This is a genomic window from Pseudomonas sp. RT4P38, assembly GCF_054897765.1.
Genome location: NZ_CM142703.1, coordinates 6015163 through 6031401, shown reverse-complemented (window position 1 = coordinate 6031401; position 16239 = coordinate 6015163). Strand labels below are relative to the sequence as shown.

Genomic DNA, 16239 nt, shown 5'->3' with positions numbered 1-16239 from the left:
ACAGGTTGAGGTCTGTCAGTGCGTGCGCGCGACCGCAAACTCGCTCAACTCGACCAGCGCATCGCGATACTCGCTGGCTGGCAGCGCATCGAGGCATTTGATCGCGCGGGCCACGTAGTCGCGAGCCAGTTGGGCGGTGTAATCCAGCGAGCCTGACGCTTCCACGGCTTCGCGGATGCTTTCCAGGTCTTCGATACCGCCTTTCTGGATCGCCTTGCGAACCAGTGCAGCCTGCTCCGGCGTACCTTCACGCATGGTATAGATCAGCGGCAGGGTTGGCTTTCCTTCAGCCAGGTCGTCACCGACGTTCTTGCCCAGGGTTTCAGCGTCACCTTTGTAGTCCAGCAGGTCGTCGACCAGTTGGAAGGCTACGCCCAGGTGATCGCCGAACGTACGCAGCGCTTCGCTCTGTTCCGGTGTGGCTTCGCACAGGGCTGCGGCGCTGTGGGTCGACGCTTCGAAGAGCATCGCGGTCTTGCCGCGGATGACTTCCATGTAGGTTTCTTCAGTGGTGCTGGCGTCACGAACCTTGGACAGCTGCAACACTTCGCCTTCGGCGATGATGCGCGTGGCTTGCGAAAGGATCTTCATTACCGGCATGGAGCCCAGTTCGACCATCATTTCGAAGGACCGCGAATACAGGAAGTCGCCCACCAGCACGCTCGGAGCGTTGCCCCACATGGCGTTGGCAGTCGAGCGGCCACGGCGCATGCCGGACATGTCGACCACGTCGTCATGCAGCAGGGTCGCGGTGTGCAGGAACTCGATGGTCGCGGCCAGCAGGCGCAGGTCATCGCCTTCGCGGCCCAGGGCCTTGCCACACAGCAACACTAACAATGGACGCAGGCGTTTACCGCCAGCCGAGGTTATGTAGTCGCCGATTTTCGATACCAGCGGCACTCGGGAAGTCAGCTGCTTCTTGATGATGCCGTCGACGGCGCTAAAATCGTCCGCCACCGCGCGGTAGAAAGCTTGGGGTTGCATCAGCGACAGTTGCTCCAGAAGGGTTGCGCGGCATGCTAGGACCCACGTCGGCGGGTGTCAAGGTACGATGGACGGCCTCTTGCAACGTCCCGGCAGCTTGCGTACAATCGCGCACCCTGAACTTCCTGGGCAGCACCTGCCTTACGCAATTGCAAACAGGCCTTCCAGCCTTATGCAGCCATGCCAGTCAATACCTCTTCTTATAAAGAGCTGGGTGAGCAGGATTATCGGAGAAATACCATGTCGTACGCAGTAATTGTTACTGGTGGCAAGCAATACAAGGTCGCCCCAGGTGAATACCTGAAGATCGAAAAACTGGAAATCGCTACTGGCGAATCCGTTACTTTTGATCGCGTTCTGTTGGTCGCCAATGGCGATGACGTGAACATCGGCGCTCCAGTTGTTGCTGGCGCTACCGTTGTGGCTGAAGTGATCTCCCAAGGTCGTCACGATAAAGTCCGCATCATCAAGTTCCGTCGTCGTAAGCACCACATGAAGCGTATGGGCCACCGCCAGTGGTACACCGAGATCAAAATCACCGGTATTCAGGCTTAATTTCAGCCTAATTCCTCACTAGGAGAATTGACTCATGGCACACAAAAAAGCTGGTGGTAGTACCCGTAACGGTCGCGACTCAGAAGCCAAACGCCTTGGCGTGAAGATGTATGGCGGCCAGGTTATCATTCCGGGCAACATCATCGTGCGTCAGCGCGGCACCCAATTCCACGCTGGCTACGGCGTTGGCATGGGCAAAGATCACACTCTGTTCGCTAAAATCGACGGCGTGATCAAGTTCGAAGTAAAAGGCGCTTTCAATCGCCGTTACGTAAGCATTGTCCCGAAGACTGAAGTCGTCGCGGCATAATTACGTAGATGCTGGAAAAGCCCTGTCTTGCGACGGGGCTTTTTCGTTTGTGGGGTGAGTCTCTTGCAAAGCTGTTTGTGATGGGCTCCAGCGCTGGATTTGCGGTCGTTGATTGAGGTCGCTGCGCTCATTTTTGCAAGAGTCTTATGTCTAGGTTTTTTCGGCTCGTCCGTATGGCGAGAGGCGTTGTGTTATGAAGTTTGTTGATGAAGTATCGATTCGAGTAAAGGCCGGTGACGGCGGCAACGGTTGCATGAGCTTCCGTCGCGAAAAATTCATTGAAAACGGCGGCCCGAACGGCGGTGACGGTGGTGATGGCGGCTCGGTCTATATGATCGCCGACGAAAACCTCAACACCCTGGTGGACTACCGTTACACCCGGCACTTCGATGCCGAGCGCGGTTCCAACGGCGGCAGCACTGACTGCACCGGCAAGAAAGGTGAAGAGCTGGTGCTGCGTGTCCCTGTCGGCACCACCGTCATCGACTCCGCTACTCAGGAAGTGATTGGCGACCTGACAAAAGCTGGTCAGCGTCTGTTGGTTGCTCACGGCGGCTGGCACGGTCTGGGTAACACCCGATTCAAGTCCAGTACCAACCGTGCACCGCGTCAGACCACTCCGGGTAAACCGGGTGAGGCGCGTGATCTGAAGCTGGAAATGAAGGTGTTGGCTGACGTCGGTCTGCTGGGCTTGCCGAATGCTGGCAAGAGTACCTTCATTCGTTCGGTGTCGGCCGCCAAGCCGAAAGTCGCCGACTACCCGTTCACCACGTTGGTGCCGAACCTGGGCGTGGTCAGTGTCGATCGCTGGAAAAGCTTCGTGGTCGCGGACATTCCGGGTCTGATCGAAGGCGCTTCCGACGGCGCGGGCCTGGGGATTCGTTTCCTCAAGCACTTGTCGCGTACCCGTTTGCTGCTGCACCTCGTGGACATGGCGCCGCTCGATGACGCCAGCGCGCCGGATGCTGCTGAAGTGATCGTCAGCGAACTGACCAAGTTCAGCCCGTCCCTGGCTGAGCGTGATCGTTGGCTGGTGCTGAACAAGTGCGACCAGATCCTTGAAGAAGAGCACGATGAGCGCGTCAAGGAGATCGTTGATCGCCTGGAATGGACCGGTCCGGTCTACGTGATCTCGGCCATCTCCAAGCTGGGCACTGAGCGTCTTTGCCACGACATCATGCGTTACATGGAAGATCGTGCCGATCGCCTGGCTAACGACCCAGTCTACAAAGAAGAGCTGGCCGAGCTCGATCAGCGCATCGAAGACGAAGCCCGTGCTCAGCTGCAGGCCCTGGATGACCAGCGTGCCCTGCGCCGTAGCGGCGTGAAGTCGGTCCACGACATCGGCGACGATGATTGGGATGAAGAAGATGTGGATGACGAAGACGGTCCGGAAATCATTTACGTGCGTGACTGATTCGGTAGGAGCGAGGCTTGCCCGCGAAGGCGGTCTATCTGCCTGATCGCGGTGTTATCATCGCTGGCAAGCCGGCACTTTAGGCGCCGCTCAATCGAGCGGCGTTTTAGTATCTGGAAATCGGTAGTCACGAATAACGTCACGGGCAGCGCTGGGTCGCGCTGTCCTCAAGCTAAGGTTGAAGATGATGCGGAGCAAGGTGACAGGTGCGCAGCGTTGGGTCGTGAAGATCGGCAGCGCTTTGCTGACAGCGGACGGCAAGGGCCTGGATCGCGCGGCAATGGGTGTTTGGGTCGAGCAGATGGTGGCTTTGCATGAGGCTGGCGTCGAGCTGGTGCTGGTGTCCTCCGGGGCGGTGGCGGCCGGTATGAGCCGCTTGGGCTGGACCGTACGACCCAGTGCGATGCACGAGTTGCAGGCCGCTGCCGCCATCGGTCAGATGGGGCTGGTGCAGGCCTGGGAGTCGAGCTTTGCCGAGTATGGCCGGCATACCGCGCAGATTCTCCTGACTCACGACGACTTGTCCGACCGCAAGCGCTACCTGAATGCCCGCAGCACCTTGCGAGCGTTGGTTGAGTTGAAAGTTATTCCGGTGATCAACGAAAACGACACCGTGGTCACTGACGAAATCCGTTTCGGCGATAACGACACCCTGGCGGCGCTGGTGGCCAACCTGGTCGAAGCTGACTTGCTGGTGATCCTCACCGATCGCGATGGCATGTTCGACGCCGATCCGCGCAACAACCCTGACGCCAATCTGATTTACGAAGCGCGCGCCGATGATCCGGCGCTGGATGCGGTGGCGGGCGGTACGGGTGGCGCGCTGGGTCGTGGAGGCATGCAGACAAAATTGCGTGCTGCGCGGCTGGCGGCTCGTTCCGGTGCGCATACCATCATCGTCGGCGGACGTATTGAGCGCGTGCTGGATCGCCTCAAGGCGGGCGAGCGCATCGGCACCTTGCTGTCACCTGAGCGCGGCATGTTGGCGGCGCGCAAGCAATGGTTGGCCGGGCATCTGCAAACCCGCGGCACGCTCGTGCTGGATGCCGGTGCGGTGACGGCGCTGTCACAAGGCAACAAAAGTTTGCTGCCTGTAGGTGTCAAGCTGGTTCAGGGCAGCTTCCGTCGTGGCGAGATGGTGGTTTGCGTGGCGCCGGACGGTCGTGAAATCGCCCGAGGACTGGCCAACTACAGCGCGCTGGAAGCACAAAAAATCATCGGTCAGTCGTCTGAGGCGATTGTCGGTCTGTTGGGTTACATGGCGGAACCGGAACTGGTTCACCGCGATAACCTGATCCTGGTCTGAGGGAATACCTGAATGCGCGTTGCAAAAGGATTGTTGGGCCTGCTGTTGGCGATGCCGCTGCTGGTCTCGGCCGAGGAGATTGGTCAGGTGTCGACGGTGTTCAAGTTTGTCGGCCCGAACGACCGTATCGTCGTTGAAGCGTTTGATGATCCAAAGGTCGAGGGTGTGACTTGCTACCTGTCGCGAGCCAAGACGGGTGGCGTGAAGGGTGGCTTGGGGTTGGCTGAAGATCGCGCTGAAGCGTCTATCGCTTGTCGTCAGGTCGGGCCGATCAGCTTCAAGGGCGAGTTGAAGGATGGTGACGAGGTGTTCAAGGAGCGCACGTCGCTGGTGTTCAAGACCATGCAGGTGGTGCGGTTCCTCGACAAGAAGCGCAATACGCTGGTGTACCTGGTCTACAGCGATCGGGTGATCGAAGGCAGTCCGCAGAATGCGGTGACGGCGATTCCGATTTTGCCGTGGGCGCAGGCACAGTAATCTAAAGAAGATCAAAAGTATGGGAAGGGGCTGCCCTTCCCATTTTTTTGGTGCGCCAGGCATGGCGCGTTGCGCGAAGCGCAACCAGCTTGGCTGTGGTGGCCACGCTGGTGACTTGGAGGTGAAAGTCCTCTACACACCCGGCAAGGGGAAGTGTTAGCCAGAGGCAAGGGTGTCGCGGGTGACTGCGAATCTGAAGGAAGCCCGAGGCAAAATGCTGGCCTGACGAACAGGAAGCGGATTAGGCGGTGCAGCGGGGTAAGGTAGCCAAAATTGCCAAAGCCCAATACTTGCGTGTGTCACGAACGCTGGCGTAAGCCAGCGATGCTGTATCGAAGATGGGAGTAGGCCTCCCGAAGTCCGCTTGCAGGAGCTGGCTTCAAACCGCCCGGTGCTGCTGCGTTCAAAAGGCGTGGTGGTGAGCGACCGTGGAAAAGGCGTCAATAAAGGCGTCAGGTACGTATTGAGCAGATGAGCGAAAGCAAACCGTCCGAAGACGCATCGTTAAGGGCTCAAGCGCTGTCAGAACCGAGGCTGGCAAGTAGCCTTGGGAGCAAGTCTGGAGGACACCTGCTTACCGTCCAGATGGCAGCCGGTGTATAGGCGGCATGAGCTCAATACAGGCTTTGATATGGAGCGTGAGAACCTCGCCTTTGATGCCAAGGGAAATGACAAGCGGCTATCACCGCAAGAAAGAATACCGATGCAAAGGCCGAGGGGCGGAGCCATTCGTAGTAGTGATGAAGTTCTTGTAATGAGAATGGAGCGAAGGGATGGCGTTGCCCAGCTCGCCTATGTCGTCAACCGGCTTCGGCGGGGAAGAGCGGCATGAGCGCAGCAAAGTCGTACAGCATTTCCAAACTGATAGTTTGGGAGGCCTTCCAGCGAGTGAAAGCCAATCGAGGAGCCGCTGGGATAGATGAACAATCTATTGCCCAGTTCGAGCAGAAGCTGCAACGGAACCTGTACAAGGTTTGGAACCGCATGTCGTCGGGTTCCTATTATCCGCCACCGGTTCGGCAGGTGGAAATTCCGAAGCAATCAGGAGGCAAACGCAAGCTGGGTATTCCGACAGTAGCCGATCGGGTGGCTCAGACCGCCGTCAAGCTGCTTATAGAGCCGCGTCTGGACTGTCTTTTTTCATTCGGATTCCTATGGATACCGGCCGGGAAAATCAGCCAAACAGGCGGTCGAGATCACTCGCAGGCGCTGCTGGAATATGAATTGGGTGGTGGAGTTTGATATCAAGGGGGCTTTTGATCATATCGATCATGAGCTGCTGCTCAAAGCTGTGAGGCATCATGTGAAGGATGTCTGGATTCTGTTGTATATCGAACGGTGGCTTAAAGCGCCGTTTGAGACTGCTGACGGCGTTCAGGTACCACGTGAAAGCGGTACACCCCAAGGTGGGATTGTCAGTCCCTTATTGATGAATCTGTTCATGCACTATGCGTTCGATGCCTGGATACAACGGACTTTTCCAGGTTGTCCATTTGCACGCTACGCCGACGATGCGGTGGTTCACTGCCGTAGCGAAAAGCAGGCGTGTGAGGTCATGGCGGCAATCAAGGCCCGTCTGGAAGAGTGCCTACTGACCATGCACCCGGAAAAGTCGAAGATCGTTTATTGCAAGGACAGTAACCGCAAGGCAGCGTACCCAACGACGCAGTTCACGTTCCTGGGGTTCACCTTCCGGCCACGGGAGGCATGGGGCAATAATGGACGCCGGTTTACCAGCTTTCTGCCCGGAGCCAGTAATGAGGCGTTAAAACGAATGCGTCAACGAACTCGCAGCTGGAATATCCAACGGCAAACACCAGCCAGCCTTTTTGAACTGTCAACGCAGTACAACGCCATTCTTCGTGGATGGTGGAATTACTATGGAGCTTTCTACAAAACGGTGATGCACAAGGTCTTCAATCACTTTGATTTGAAGCTGCAACGCTGGGCCCGTCGGAAATACAAGCCATTGGCGGGGCGCAAGCGCCGCAGTGCTGACTGGCTCAACCGAATGAAGGAAGCATGTCCATCGTTGTTCGTGCACTGGCATGTCTATGGAGATGAGTCTCGACTGGGCAACGGGAGCCGTATGAGTTGAGAGGCTCACGTACGGTTCTGCGAGAGGCTGAAGGTGAAACTCCTACGGCCTACTTACCACGGAACGCTGTGACGTAGATCCGACAGGCATAAGCAGGAAGGTCGCGCGAATTACCCTGGGAGATCTGCACGTTTGCCTGAGTGCTACCGAGCGCCGCGAGGATGGGCTTGGGGATCAACGAAGGACGTGCTCGTAGATCAGCGTCCAATGGGCAGGGCCCATGGTGGAACTCGGGAGCGTCACATATGAATCAGGCGCTGCCGAAGAAACTGTGGGATCGACTCGGTTTGATCTCGATACTGGATACGATAAACGGCTTAATCGCATAACCTGAACCGCCGTATACGGAACCGTACATACGGTGGTGTGAGAGGACGGCGGATGTAAATCCGCCTCCTACTCGATCGCTGTGTTTACTCAAATCGCAGGCAATAAAAAACCGACCTCAGGGTCGGTTTTTTAACAAGCTTATCGCTTATGCGGCAACAGCAAGGTTCAGAGCCTTGACGTGACCGTTCAGGCGGCTCTTATGACGAGCAGCCTTGTTCTTGTGGATGATGCCTTTATCGGCCATACGGTCGATAACTGGCACGGCCAGAACGTAAGCAGCTTGAGCTTTTTCAGCGTCTTTTGCGTCAATGGCTTTAACTACATTCTTGATGTAGGTACGAACCATGGAACGCAGGCTGGCGTTGTGGCTGCGACGCTTCTCAGCCTGTTTTGCACGTTTTTTGGCGGAAGGTGTGTTGGCCACCGTCGAGCTCCTCGAAAGACTTTTTAGGAAATAGCAAACAAAATAGGCCGCGAATCATGCCGATGAGTTGATGTCTTGTCAAGGGCGGTTGAGACGTTCCGCTAAGTGGTAGGTATAAAGAGGCGGGATATTTATTTCCGGCGCTTGACCTGTAAACTCGCGAGCTTTGGCTCTGTGCTGCTGCGGCGCGGAGTATCGCATAAGTAGGCGCTTTGTTCGCCTGCTGTTTATCGACAGGCACAAACTCTTTCAATGAATCTGCTCAAATCGTTGGCCGCCGTCAGCTCTATCACGATGCTTTCCCGGGTTCTGGGGTTCGTACGTGACACCCTTATCGCGCGTGCATTTGGCGCGGGGATGGCGACCGACGCCTTCTTTATCGCCTTCAAACTGCCCAATCTGCTGCGGCGGATCTTCGCCGAAGGGGCCTTTTCCCAGGCGTTCGTGCCGATTCTTGCTGAATACAAAAGCCAGAAGGGCGAGGAGGCGACGCGAACCTTCATTGCTTACGTATCGGGCCTGCTGACGCTGGTGCTGGCGCTGGTCACCGCTTTGGGCATGATCGCCGCGCCGTGGGTCATCTGGGCGACCGCGCCGGGTTTCACCAATACGCCGGAAAAATTCGAGCTGACGTCCGATCTGCTGCGGGTGACCTTTCCTTATATATTGCTGATCTCCCTGTCTTCATTGGCCGGGGCGATCCTCAATACGTATAACCGTTTCTCGGTGCCGGCCTTCGTGCCGACCCTGCTCAACGTCAGCATGATCATCTTTTCGTTGTTTCTGACGCCGTATTTCGATCCGCCGGTCATGGCGTTGGGCTGGGCAGTACTGGTGGGCGGCCTGGCGCAATTGCTCTATCAGTTGCCGCACCTGAAGAAGATCGGCCTGCTGGTGTTGCCACGACTGAACCTGCGTGACAGCGGCGTCTGGCGGGTCATGAAACAAATGCTTCCGGCGATTCTCGGCGTGTCCGTGAGCCAGATTTCGCTGATCATCAATACCATTTTCGCCTCGTTCCTGGTCGCCGGTTCCGTGTCCTGGATGTACTACGCCGACCGTTTGATGGAGTTGCCCTCCGGCGTTCTGGGTGTGGCGCTGGGTACGATTCTCCTGCCGACCCTGGCCAAGACTTACGCCAGCAAGGATCGCCAGGAATACTCGCGAATCCTCGATTGGGGTCTGCGTTTGTGTTTCGTGCTGGTGTTGCCGTGCTCGCTGGCGCTGGGGGTTCTCGCCGAGCCGTTGACCGTTTCGCTGTTTCAGTACGGCCAGTTCAGCGCGTTTGACGCCTCCATGACGCAACGGGCGCTGATCGCTTATTCGGTCGGTTTGCTCGGGATTATCGTGATCAAAGTGCTGGCGCCAGGCTTTTATGCGCAACAAAACATCCGCACTCCGGTAAAAATCGCGATTTTCACCCTGATCATTACCCAATTGTTCAACCTGGTGTTGATCGGCCCGCTGGCCCATGCCGGTCTGGCTTTGGCCATCAGCATCGGTGCGTGCATTAACGCCGGGCTCCTGTTCTATCAACTGCGCAAACAGCAGATGTATCAGCCGCAACCGGGTTGGGCGAAGTTCTCTGCCAAACTAGTGATCGCGGTGTTGGTGATGTCTGTTGTGCTACTGGTCGGGATGCACTTCATGCCGACGTGGGATCAGGGCCATATGCTTGAACGGTTCCTGCGTCTGGGCGCATTGGTCGTTGCCGGTGTGGTGGCTTATTTCGGCATGTTGCTGTTGATGGGCTTCCGTTTGCGAGACTTCAATCGCAAAGCGCTGAGCTGAGGTCACGACCTCGATAAACACGGGCGAATCGACGGTTTTGTCGGCTCGATCACTTTGGGTTACGGTGTTGCCTGTCGTCGGCCGCCGGGTGTGGTTATAATCGACCACTTTATGAGCAAGAAGCGCGTTATGCAGCTGGTTCGAGGCCTCCACAATCTGCGCCCCCAGCATCGGGGCTGTGTCGCCACTATTGGCAACTTTGACGGTGTTCACCGTGGCCACCAGGCGATCCTGGCGAGGCTGCGTGAGCGAGCGCTCGAGTTGGGCGTGCCCAGCTGCGTGGTGATTTTCGAGCCGCAGCCGCGAGAATTCTTCGCCCCTGACACGGCTCCGGCCCGTCTGGCCCGACTGCGGGACAAACTGCAGCTGCTGGCTGAGGAAGGTGTCGACCGGGTCCTGTGCCTGGCCTTCAATCAGCGCCTGAGCAAGCTCAGCGCCAGCGAATTCGTCGACACCATCCTGGTGGACGGTCTCGGGGTCCAGCATCTGGAGGTCGGTGACGACTTTCGGTTCGGCTGTGACCGGGTAGGGGATTTCGATTTCCTGCAACAGGCCGGCGTGATACAGGGCTTCACCGTCGAAGCGGCGCAAACCGTTGAACTGGACGGCATTCGCGTCAGCAGCACTCAGGTGCGAAATGCCTTGGCCGCCGCCGATTTCGCCTTGGCCGAACGGCTGCTCGGTCGTCCTTTCCAGATCACCGGGCGGGTCCTGCATGGCCAGAAGCTGGCACGGCAACTGGGCACGCCGACCGCCAACATACAACTCAAGCGTCGTCGCGTGCCGCTGACCGGGGTTTACCTGGTCAACGTCGACATCGACGGCAAGACCTGGCCAGGCGTCGCCAACATTGGCGTGCGGCCAACCGTTCAAGGTGATGGCAAAGCCCACCTCGAAGTGCATCTTTTAGATTTTGCCGGCGATCTGTATGACCGGCGTTTGACGGTGGTTTTCCACCACAAGCTGCGTGAAGAGCAGCGTTTCGCCTCTCTGGAGGCGCTTAAGACGGCGATCAATGCGGATGTTGCCGCCGCCCGTGCCCTGTCGCACCTAGCGCCAATCGCTAATGAAGAGCCTTAAATGACCGACTATAAAGCCACGCTAAACCTTCCGGACACCGCCTTCCCAATGAAGGCCGGCCTGCCTCAGCGCGAACCGCAGATTCTGCAGCGCTGGGACAGCATTGGCCTGTACGGTAAGTTGCGCGAGATTGGCAAGGATCGTCCGAAGTTCGTACTTCACGACGGTCCTCCGTACGCCAACGGCACGATTCACATCGGTCATGCGCTGAACAAGATTCTCAAGGACATGATCATCCGCTCGAAAACCCTGTCGGGTTTCGACGCGCCTTATGTTCCTGGCTGGGACTGCCACGGTCTGCCGATCGAGCACAAAGTCGAAGTGACCCACGGCAAGAACCTGGGAGCGGACAAGACCCGCGAACTGTGCCGTGCGTATGCCACCGAGCAGATCGAAGGTCAGAAATCCGAATTCATCCGTCTGGGCGTGTTGGGCGACTTTGCCAACCCGTACAAGACCATGGACTTCAAAAACGAGGCCGGTGAAATCCGTGCCCTGGCTGAAATCGTCAAGGGCGGTTTTGTGTTCAAGGGCCTGAAGCCTGTGAACTGGTGCTTCGACTGCGGTTCGGCCCTGGCTGAAGCGGAAGTCGAGTACGAGAACAAAAAGTCCTCGACCATCGACGTGGCGTTCCCGATTGCCGACGAAGCCAAGCTGGCTGCCGCTTTCGGTCTGCCTTCGTTGGGCAAACCCGCTTCGATCGTGATCTGGACCACCACCCCGTGGACCATCCCGGCCAACCAGGCGTTGAACGTTCACCCGGAATTCAATTACGCCCTGGTCGACGTCGGCGACAAACTGCTGGTGCTGGCTGAAGAGCTGGTCGAGTCGTGCCTGGCGCGCTACAAGCTGGAAGGCTCGGTTATCGCGACCACCACCGGTTCGGAACTGGAACTGATCAACTTCCGTCACCCGTTCTACGATCGTCTGTCGCCGGTTTACCTGGCCGAGTATGTCGAACTGGGCGCCGGCACCGGCGTGGTTCACTCCGCACCGGCTTACGGCGTGGACGACTTCGTGACCTGCAAGAAGTACGGCATGGTCAACGACGACATCCTCAACCCGGTACAGAGCAACGGCGTTTACGCAACGTCGCTGGAGTTCTTCGGCGGCCAGTTCATCTGGAAGGCCAACCCGGCCATCGTCGACAAGCTGACCGAAGTCGGTGCGCTGCTGCACACAACCGTCATCGAACACAGTTACATGCACTGCTGGCGTCACAAGACTCCGCTGATCTACCGCGCCACCGCGCAGTGGTTCATCGGCATGGACAAAGAACCGGTGACCGGCGACACCCTGCGCAAGCGGGCGATCAAAGCCATCGAAGAGACCAAGTTCGTCCCGGCGTGGGGCCAGGCGCGCCTGCACTCGATGATTGCCAACCGTCCGGACTGGTGCATCTCCCGTCAGCGCAACTGGGGCGTGCCGATCCCGTTCTTCCTGAACAAGGAAAGCGGCGAACTGCACCCACGTACCGCCGAACTGATGGAAGAAGTCGCCAAGCGCGTCGAAGTCGAAGGCATCGAGGCCTGGTTCAAGATGGACGCCGCCGAGTTGCTCGGTGACGAAGCGCCGCAGTACGACAAGATCAGCGACACCCTGGACGTCTGGTTCGATTCGGGCACCACGCACTGGCATGTTCTGCGCGGTTCGCACCCGATGGGCCACGAGACCGGCCCGCGTGCTGACTTGTACCTGGAAGGCTCGGACCAACACCGTGGCTGGTTCCACTCGTCGCTGCTGACCGGTTGCGCCATCGACAATCACGCGCCGTACCGCGAGCTGCTGACTCACGGCTTCACCGTCGATGAGTCCGGTCGCAAGATGTCCAAATCCTTGGGCAACGTGATCGCGCCGCAAAAGGTCAACGACACCCTGGGCGCCGACATCATGCGTCTGTGGGTTGCTTCCACCGATTACTCGGGTGAAATGGCGGTTTCCGAGCAGATCCTGCAGCGCAGTGCGGACGCCTACCGGCGGATCCGTAATACCGCGCGCTTCCTGCTCTCCAACCTGACCGGTTTCAACCCGGCCACCGACATCCTGCCGGCCGAAGAAATGCTGGCGCTGGACCGTTGGGCCGTGGACCGCACCCTGCTGCTGCAACGCGAGCTGCAAGAGCACTACGGCGAATACCGCTTCTGGAACGTCTACTCCAAGATCCACAATTTCTGCGTGCAGGAGTTGGGCGGTTTTTACCTGGACATCATCAAGGACCGTCAGTACACCACTGGCGCCAACAGCAAGGCCCGCCGCTCGGCGCAAACCGCGCTGTACCACATCAGTGAAGCGCTGGTGCGCTGGATCGCGCCGATCCTCGCCTTCACCGCTGATGAACTGTGGGAATACCTGCCGGGTGAGCGCAACGAATCGGTGATGCTCAACACCTGGTATGAAGGCCTGACCGAACTGCCGGACAACGTCGAACTGGGCCGCGCCTACTGGGAGCGGATCATGGCGGTGAAGGTTGCGGTCAACAAGGAAATGGAAATCCAGCGCGCGGCCAAGGCCGTCGGTGGCAACCTGCAAGCCGAAGTGACGCTGTTCGCCGAAGAGGCTTTGAGCGCCGACCTGGCCAAGCTGAGCAACGAACTGCGCTTCGTATTGATCACCTCGACCGCCAGCGTTGCGCCTTTTGTTCAGTCACCAGAGGACGCGGTAGTCACCGAAGTCAGCGGCCTGAAGTTGAAAATCGTCAAGTCGGCCTTCGCCAAGTGCGCCCGTTGCTGGCACTGCCGTGAAGACGTCGGCGTGAACCCGGAGCATCCGGAAATCTGCGGTCGTTGCGTCGACAACATCAGCGGCGCTGGCGAGGTTCGTCACTATGCCTAATGCTGCTGGCCGTTTTGGACGGCTGAGCTGGCTCTGGTTGAGTTTGCTGGTCCTGGTCATCGACCAGGCCAGCAAGTTCTACTTCGAAGGCAAGCTCGAGATGTACCAGCAAATCGTGGTGATCCCCGATTTGTTCAGCTGGACACTGGCCTACAACACAGGCGCGGCGTTCAGCTTCCTGGCCGACAGCTCTGGCTGGCAGCGCTGGTTGTTTGCCCTGATCGCTGTGGTGGTCAGTGCCGTGCTGGTGGTCTGGCTCAAGCGTCTGGGGCGCAACGAAACTTGGCTGGCCATTGCGCTAGCCCTGGTGCTCGGTGGTGCGCTGGGCAATCTGTATGACCGCATCGCCTACGGCCATGTGATCGATTTCATCCTGGTGCATTGGCAGAATCGTTGGTACTTCCCAGCGTTCAACTTTGCCGACAGTGCAATTACTGTCGGTGCTGTGATGCTGGCGCTGGACATGTTCAAAAGCAAAAAGACCGGAGAAGCCGTTCATGACTGAACAGGTATTGGCTGAGCAACGCATCCGCCAGAACACGGAAGTCACCTTGCACTTTGCACTGCGCCTGGAGAACGGCGACACCGTCGACAGCACCTTCGACAAAGCCCCGGCGACCTTCAAGGTCGGTGACGGTAACCTGTTGCCAGGTTTCGAAGCAGCGCTGTTCGGCTTCAAGGCTGGCGACAAGCGTACGCTGACGATTGCGCCGGAAAACGCTTTTGGCCAACCCAACCCGCAGAACGTACAGATCATCCCGCGCTCGCAGTTCAAGGACATGGACCTGTCGCCTGGCTTGCTGGTGATCTTCAACGATGCGGCGAATACTGAGTTGCCCGGTGTAGTGAAGGAATTCGATGACGAGCAAGTGACCATCGACTTCAACCACCCGCTGGCCGGCAAGACATTGACCTTTGACGTCGAGATCATCAACGTCATAGCGCTGTAACTGAAGGAACACGGTCAAATGTGGGAGCGAGCTTGCTCGCGATGGCTGAGTGTCAGTCAACATCAACGTTGAATGTTAGGCGCCCATCGCGAGCAAGCTCGCTCCCACATTGGTTTTTCACTGTTTTCGCGCGCAAGACACGAGGCACAGCATGCAAATCAAACTCGCCAACCCCCGTGGCTTCTGCGCCGGTGTGGACCGGGCGATCGAAATCGTCAACCGAGCCCTGGAAGTCTTTGGGCCGCCGATCTACGTGCGCCACGAAGTGGTCCACAACAAATTCGTCGTCGAAGACCTGCGTGCTCGTGGAGCGATTTTCGTCGAAGAACTGGATCAGGTGCCGGACGACGTCATCGTGATCTTCAGTGCCCACGGTGTTTCCCAGGCCGTGCGCACCGAAGCTGCCGGTCGTGGCCTGAAGGTGTTCGACGCTACCTGTCCGCTGGTGACCAAGGTGCACATCGAAGTGGCGCGCTACAGCCGCGACGGTCGTGAGTGCATCCTCATCGGTCACGCCGGTCACCCGGAAGTCGAAGGCACCATGGGCCAGTACGATGGCAGCAACGGTGGCGCGATCTATCTGGTTGAAGACGAGAAAGACGTCGCCGCCTTGCAGGTGAACAACCCTGAAAAACTGGCGTTCGTGACCCAGACCACCCTGTCCATGGACGATACCAGCCGTGTCATCGACGCACTGCGTACGCGCTTCCCGGCGATCGGTGGCCCGCGCAAGGACGACATCTGCTACGCCACGCAAAACCGTCAGGACGCGGTCAAGCAACTGGCCGACGAATGCGACGTGGTGTTGGTGGTCGGCAGCCCGAACAGCTCCAACTCCAATCGCTTGCGTGAACTGGCCGAACGCATGGCCACTCCGGCCTACCTGATCGACGGTGCCGAAGACCTGCAAAAGAGCTGGTTCGAGGGTGTCGAGCGAATCGGCATCACCGCTGGCGCCTCCGCGCCAGAAGTCCTGGTGCGTGGCGTGATCCAGCAGTTACAGGCATGGGGCGCTACCGGCGCCGATGAACTGGCCGGTCGCGAGGAGAACATCACCTTCTCTATGCCTAAAGAGTTACGCGTCCGCTCCCTGCTTTAACGCTTTTGCCCCCCGGGCACAGCGCCTGCTCAGCCTTATGGCTGCGCAGGCTGACGCGACCGGTCGCGGCCAGCACCACCTGGAGCTGAGTGACCGGTTCGCGGGCTGCGCAAATGTGCAATGTCCCCGCTTGAAAGGCCCGTCCAGGCATCTGTGGCTCGCCAATACTGTTGAAACGTATGTATCGCCTGACCGGCCAATTGCCGACAATCGGCACCCGAGTGCCACTCGCGCGCTCAACCAGCAGCGGATTGCTGTTGTCCTCCGCCCCTTTGCCACTGATATCCAGAATGATCCGCCAGCCCTGACTCCAGTCGCCGTTGATGGCGTGAATCACGACACTCTGGTTGCGTGTGATGGCAACGGTTCTGGCGTTGCGTATACCGCTGATAAGCGACTCTGCCACCTGCTCGCGATGGTTCGATTCAGTCAGTGCTGCAAACGCCGGACTGACCAACAGCAGAACAATCCCGACAATTGTCAGTCCCATGAGCAGTTCGATCAGGCTGAAACCTCGCTGATGCATGTCATCTCCCTCCCTGGAGTGCTGCGGCCCGCGCGATCCCAGCGCGAGTAATGGCAAAAC

The 16239-nt window shown here is 58.3% G+C and carries 14 protein-coding genes and 2 pseudogenes; 13 read left to right on the top strand and 3 right to left on the bottom strand.

Annotated elements, in window-relative coordinates:
- Positions 1-15 precede the first annotated feature (15 nt).
- Positions 16-984 (bottom strand): polyprenyl synthetase family protein, encoded by a 969-nt coding sequence (locus tag ACYZT7_RS28045; protein ID WP_458510200.1) that lies wholly within the window; start codon positions 982-984, stop codon positions 16-18.
- Positions 985-1224: 240 nt separating this feature from the next.
- On the opposite strand from ACYZT7_RS28045, the gene rplU reads away from it, so the two are divergent.
- The 7 genes and pseudogenes from rplU to ACYZT7_RS28010 all read left to right on the top strand — a co-directional run.
- The gene (gene rplU / locus ACYZT7_RS28040; RefSeq protein ID WP_003176051.1) at positions 1225-1539 is read left to right on the top strand and encodes a 50S ribosomal protein L21; all 315 of its coding nucleotides are present in this window, start codon (positions 1225-1227) and stop codon (positions 1537-1539) included.
- Positions 1540-1573: 34 nt separating this feature from the next.
- Complete coding sequence (gene rpmA, locus ACYZT7_RS28035) at positions 1574-1849, top strand: 50S ribosomal protein L27 (protein ID WP_003215862.1); 276 nt, start codon at positions 1574-1576, stop codon at positions 1847-1849.
- Positions 1850-2042: 193 nt separating this feature from the next.
- Complete coding sequence (gene cgtA, locus ACYZT7_RS28030; RefSeq protein ID WP_461974485.1) at positions 2043-3266, top strand: Obg family GTPase CgtA; 1224 nt, start codon at positions 2043-2045, stop codon at positions 3264-3266.
- Positions 3267-3453: 187 nt separating this feature from the next.
- On the top strand, positions 3454-4572 hold the full coding sequence (proB, locus tag ACYZT7_RS28025; protein ID WP_449646395.1) for a glutamate 5-kinase: 1119 nt from the start codon (positions 3454-3456) through the stop codon (positions 4570-4572).
- A 12-nt stretch (positions 4573-4584) separates the two neighbouring features.
- Positions 4585-5049, top strand: coding sequence for a CreA family protein (locus ACYZT7_RS28020; RefSeq protein ID WP_462039036.1), 465 nt, complete (start codon positions 4585-4587; stop codon positions 5047-5049).
- 828 nt (positions 5050-5877) lie between these two features.
- Positions 5878-7147: pseudogene (gene ltrA / locus ACYZT7_RS28015) on the top strand (group II intron reverse transcriptase/maturase).
- A 161-nt stretch (positions 7148-7308) separates the two neighbouring features.
- A pseudogene (locus ACYZT7_RS28010) lies at positions 7309-7476 on the top strand (group II intron reverse transcriptase/maturase); the annotation flags it as partial.
- A gap of 146 nt (positions 7477-7622) precedes the next feature.
- Here the strand turns inward: ACYZT7_RS28010 and rpsT are convergent.
- Entirely contained in the window at positions 7623-7901 is a 279-nt protein-coding gene (gene rpsT, locus ACYZT7_RS28005; protein ID WP_008154937.1) for a 30S ribosomal protein S20, read from the bottom strand.
- A gap of 252 nt (positions 7902-8153) precedes the next feature.
- Here rpsT and murJ point away from each other — a divergent pair, with 252 nt between their 5' ends.
- The 6 genes from murJ (at position 8154) to ispH (ending at position 15653) form a co-directional block, all read left to right on the top strand.
- Positions 8154-9692: a murein biosynthesis integral membrane protein MurJ gene (gene murJ, locus ACYZT7_RS28000; protein WP_462039035.1), complete on the top strand. Its 1539-nt coding sequence runs from the start codon at positions 8154-8156 to the stop codon at positions 9690-9692.
- Positions 9693-9821: 129 nt separating this feature from the next.
- A complete protein-coding gene (gene ribF / locus ACYZT7_RS27995) occupies positions 9822-10772 on the top strand; it encodes a bifunctional riboflavin kinase/FAD synthetase (RefSeq protein ID WP_461966293.1) in 951 nt (316 codons plus the stop codon).
- Positions 10773-13604: an isoleucine--tRNA ligase gene (gene ileS, locus ACYZT7_RS27990; protein WP_462039034.1), complete on the top strand. Its 2832-nt coding sequence runs from the start codon at positions 10773-10775 to the stop codon at positions 13602-13604.
- On the top strand, positions 13597-14109 hold the full coding sequence (lspA, locus tag ACYZT7_RS27985; RefSeq protein ID WP_462039033.1) for a signal peptidase II: 513 nt from the start codon (positions 13597-13599) through the stop codon (positions 14107-14109). The genes ileS and lspA overlap by 8 nt, the downstream gene beginning before the upstream one ends.
- 7 nt (positions 14110-14116) lie before the next feature.
- The gene (fkpB, locus tag ACYZT7_RS27980) at positions 14117-14554 is read left to right on the top strand and encodes an FKBP-type peptidyl-prolyl cis-trans isomerase (RefSeq protein ID WP_462041875.1); all 438 of its coding nucleotides are present in this window, start codon (positions 14117-14119) and stop codon (positions 14552-14554) included.
- Between the two features lie 151 nt (positions 14555-14705).
- The gene (gene ispH, locus ACYZT7_RS27975) at positions 14706-15653 is read left to right on the top strand and encodes a 4-hydroxy-3-methylbut-2-enyl diphosphate reductase (protein WP_348124531.1); all 948 of its coding nucleotides are present in this window, start codon (positions 14706-14708) and stop codon (positions 15651-15653) included.
- Here the strand turns inward: ispH and ACYZT7_RS27970 are convergent.
- Positions 15622-16179 (bottom strand): GspH/FimT family pseudopilin, encoded by a 558-nt coding sequence (locus ACYZT7_RS27970; protein WP_462039032.1) that lies wholly within the window; start codon positions 16177-16179, stop codon positions 15622-15624. The genes ispH and ACYZT7_RS27970 overlap by 32 nt on opposite strands.
- Between the last annotated feature and the right edge of the window lie 60 nt (positions 16180-16239).